The 3,344-nt window shown below is 45.7% G+C and carries 3 protein-coding genes; all 3 read right to left on the reverse strand.

Translation table 11 applies throughout. The features are described from left to right. Nucleotides 1-103: 103 nt before the first annotated feature. Nucleotides 104-1,366, reverse strand: coding sequence for an SAM-dependent methyltransferase (locus B3O33_RS07615; protein ID WP_292360077.1), 1,263 nt, complete (start codon nucleotides 1,364-1,366; stop codon nucleotides 104-106). Beyond that, a complete protein-coding gene (locus B3O33_RS07620; RefSeq protein WP_292360079.1) occupies nucleotides 1,363-2,151 on the reverse strand; it encodes a DUF1365 domain-containing protein in 789 nt (262 codons plus the stop codon). The genes B3O33_RS07615 and B3O33_RS07620 overlap by 4 nt, the downstream gene beginning before the upstream one ends. Further along, on the reverse strand, nucleotides 2,141-3,344 hold a 1,204-nt coding region (locus B3O33_RS07625; RefSeq protein ID WP_292363329.1), incomplete at its 5' end, for an NAD(P)/FAD-dependent oxidoreductase. The genes B3O33_RS07620 and B3O33_RS07625, both read right to left, overlap by 11 nt.

Genomic DNA, 3,344 nt, shown 5'->3' on the forward strand with positions numbered 1-3,344 from the left:
TGCAGTAAATAATAGCGCCGGCGAATTCAAACCGGCTGCACCACTTAATACACAGGCGAACCAACCGATTTGAAACAGTAAAAAGTTGATGATAGTCAGTCGTTCAGGCATACGCTGGACACCACTGGGCTCGACGATTGTCAGCTTTGCTGAATAACAAATGCACATCACTGATACTGCGTTCAGCAAAACCGCCTTCGCAGTAACACAGATAAAATTCCCACATGCGAATAAACGATTCGGGATACCCCATGGCCCTTACCTTATCCAAAGCGCCATTAAAACGTTCACGCCAGGCTGCAAGAGTAATAGCATAACTGGGACCGATATCTTCCAGACTGGTAAGTTTGAGTTTGGCTTTGGCAGCCGAATTACTCAGCACTGTGACACTGGGGATAAAACTGCCGGGGAAAATGTAGCGCTTGATAAAATCCACTGATTTTACGGCCTGTGCATAGCGATGATCTTCCAGCGTAATAGCCTGGATAATCGCCAGGCCATCCGTCGTTAATAAAGCAGCACAGCGCTGAAAATAATCATCAATATAGTGATGCCCAACCGCTTCGACCATTTCAATGGAAATAAGCTTATCGAACTGACCTTGCAGATCACGATAATCCTCAAGCAAAACCGTTATTCGATCGGTTAATCCGGCTTTTTCAACGCGTTGAACAGCATAGTCATATTGCTGTCTGGATATCGTCGTCGTGGTGACTCTGCAGCCATAATGCTGTGCAGCAAATACCGCACAACCACCCCAGCCCGTGCCAATTTCCAATAAATGATCTGTGGCTTGCAAATCCAGCTTGTCACACAATCTCGCCAGCTTTTGCTGTTGTGCGGTTTCCAATGATTCGTTGCCGGTGTAATAAAGCGCGGAGGAATACATCATCCAGTCTTTATCCAGAAACAATTCAAATAAATCATTCCCCAGATCATAATGTGCAGCAATATTCTTGCGACTGCCACGCCGGCTGTTACGGTTTAGCCAGTGAAAGCCTTTTAATAACGCACCGGTAATTCTGGCAAAGCCCTGTTCGAGTTCATCAGTCAACGACTGGTTACGCACCAGAATCCGCACCAGAGCCGTTAAATCACTACACTGCCAGTCACCCTGCATATAGGACTCTGCTGCTCCGACGCTACCACCTTGCACTATGGACTCAAAAAAACGTCGGTCATAGACAGTCAGACATACAGACAAGTCCGCTTGAGGCTCACCCAGCTCATAGACTTCCCCCGCAGTATGAAGGTGGATGCAGCCTTTCTGGATCCGGCTGAGCTGACGAATAACCCCTTTTTCATAGAGTTTCGACAGACGGCTAATCTTGCTATTTTGCGTTTCAATGATGGCCGTTTTACTCATTTATCATCTCCATGATGGATAACAGGTTGAGTCACAGTCTCAGCTTGCTGATCAGGATGACTGAAAGTAGGCGTATGTTTTCCCCATAACCGCAATGCCTGCCAGTAGATTCTCAATACGACCCTGAGTGTCTGCATCGGATAACGAATCGGTAACCAGCGCATGCTTCTGGCGGTCATTGGCTGAAAATCAGCCTGTAAGGTTGCATCAAACTGACGCTCGCCTTCACGCAGTAACACCATATTGATATTAATGGCACCCTTATCCAGCTTAAATCGCCAGTGATATTGAATATCCATCGGCATAAACGGTGAAATATGGAATTGCTTATCAAAATCAAACCGCCATGGCTGACTCTGCTGTTGATCGACTTTTAATACGTAGGCATGACGTTCGTTCCACGGCGTATTATTAATTTCCGCAACAATAAATTGGAGCTGTTGCTGATCAAAACAGAAATAAAAGGTCACTGGATTAAAGATAAACCCCAGATAGCGAGGGTGAGTAAGTATCTTCACACTTCCAGCGAAATTCTCGCCGCTACGTTCATAGATCAAATCGAACACTGCCTGCTTTAAATCGGTCTGTTCGGATTGCAGGTAGTCATTACGATAAAAACTAATCAGATTGAAACGTTCCAGTGACCAGAAGCGTGAGCGTTTGAAGTGTGTCTGCAATTCATCCAAGTCCAGCATCAACATCGCTAGTGGATATTGAAAACCATGTTTATTGGGTAAATGGCGTTGATGATTAACCCAGCCACGATAAATGCCATCAGGCAACATTGGCCACTCCCGGCTTAGATTCTTCAAGGGCATCAATAACCCGTAACGCACTGCTCACACCATCTTCATGAAAGCCCCATCCCCAATAGGCACCGCAATAAAATGTATGCTGCGTGTCAGCGATTTCCTGCCTGCGACGTTGGGCGTTGAGTGTTGACAGGTTATATATTGGATGGGCATAACGACGATGTACCAATACATTTTTCGGGTTAATTAGATGCCCTGAATTTAACGAGACAATCAGCTCTGCCGGTGCAACCAGACTCTGCAAGGTATTCATGTGATAACTGACCGTACACTGTTGCTGCAACTCTGGTCCTACCCGCACATTCCAGCTGGCCCATGCCTGGGAATTTTTGGGCAACAGGCTGATATCGGTATGCAAATGCATTTCGTTTTCCTGAAAACCTATGCCACCCAGAACAGCCACTTCGGTCTCACTGGGTTGATCCAGTATACGTAATGCCTGGTCGGCATGAGCGGCGATGATCACTTTATCAAAATGACGTTTTTCACCATCTACAGTCAATGTCACACCATGCAAATTACGCTCGATACGATGAATTGGCGTGCCAGTTATAAATTCAGCATTGCTCTGCTTTACCAGCGCATCAACATAGGATTTGGAACCACCCGTTACAACGCGCCACTGAGGCCGGTCGGTTAACGACAACATATGATGGTTATGCATAAAACGAATAAAATATTGCGCCGGAAAATCCACCACTGACATACTGGGGCCGGACCATAAGGCACATGCCATCGGAATGAGATGATCGTTAATGAATATATCGCTGTAGTTGTTGATAGCCAGATACTGCCCCAGAGTCAGACCATCATCATCTTCGTTCAAAAGCAGTGGTGCTTCACGATAAAACCGCACCAAATCCCATAACATTCGGTAAAAGCGGAAATTCAACAGATTACGTCGCTGACAGAATAATTTATTCAGATCACCAGCGTTATACTCCAGACCAGATTGGACATTACTGACACTAAAACTCATTTCTGTCGGCTGGCTTTCGACCCCTAATTCACTTAATAACCGGGTAAAATTCGGATAGTTCTGTTCGTTGAAAACAATAAAACCGGTATCCACATTAAATGATCTGCCGGCAAGCTCCAAACAATGTGTGTCCGTGTGCCCCCCCAGATAATTACTCGCTTCAAATACCGTGACATGATGCTGTTTT

This window comes from Methylophaga sp. UBA1464, from assembly GCF_002325665.1.
GTDB lineage: Bacteria > Pseudomonadota > Gammaproteobacteria > Nitrosococcales > Methylophagaceae > Methylophaga.

Coding starts and splice junctions, on each gene's coding strand:
- B3O33_RS07615 (WP_292360077.1), bottom strand. CDS start 1,366: ATGAGTAAAACGGCCATCATTGAAACGCAAAATAGCAAGATTAGCCGT.
- B3O33_RS07620 (WP_292360079.1), bottom strand. CDS start 2,151: ATGTTGCCTGATGGCATTTATCGTGGCTGGGTTAATCATCAACGCCAT.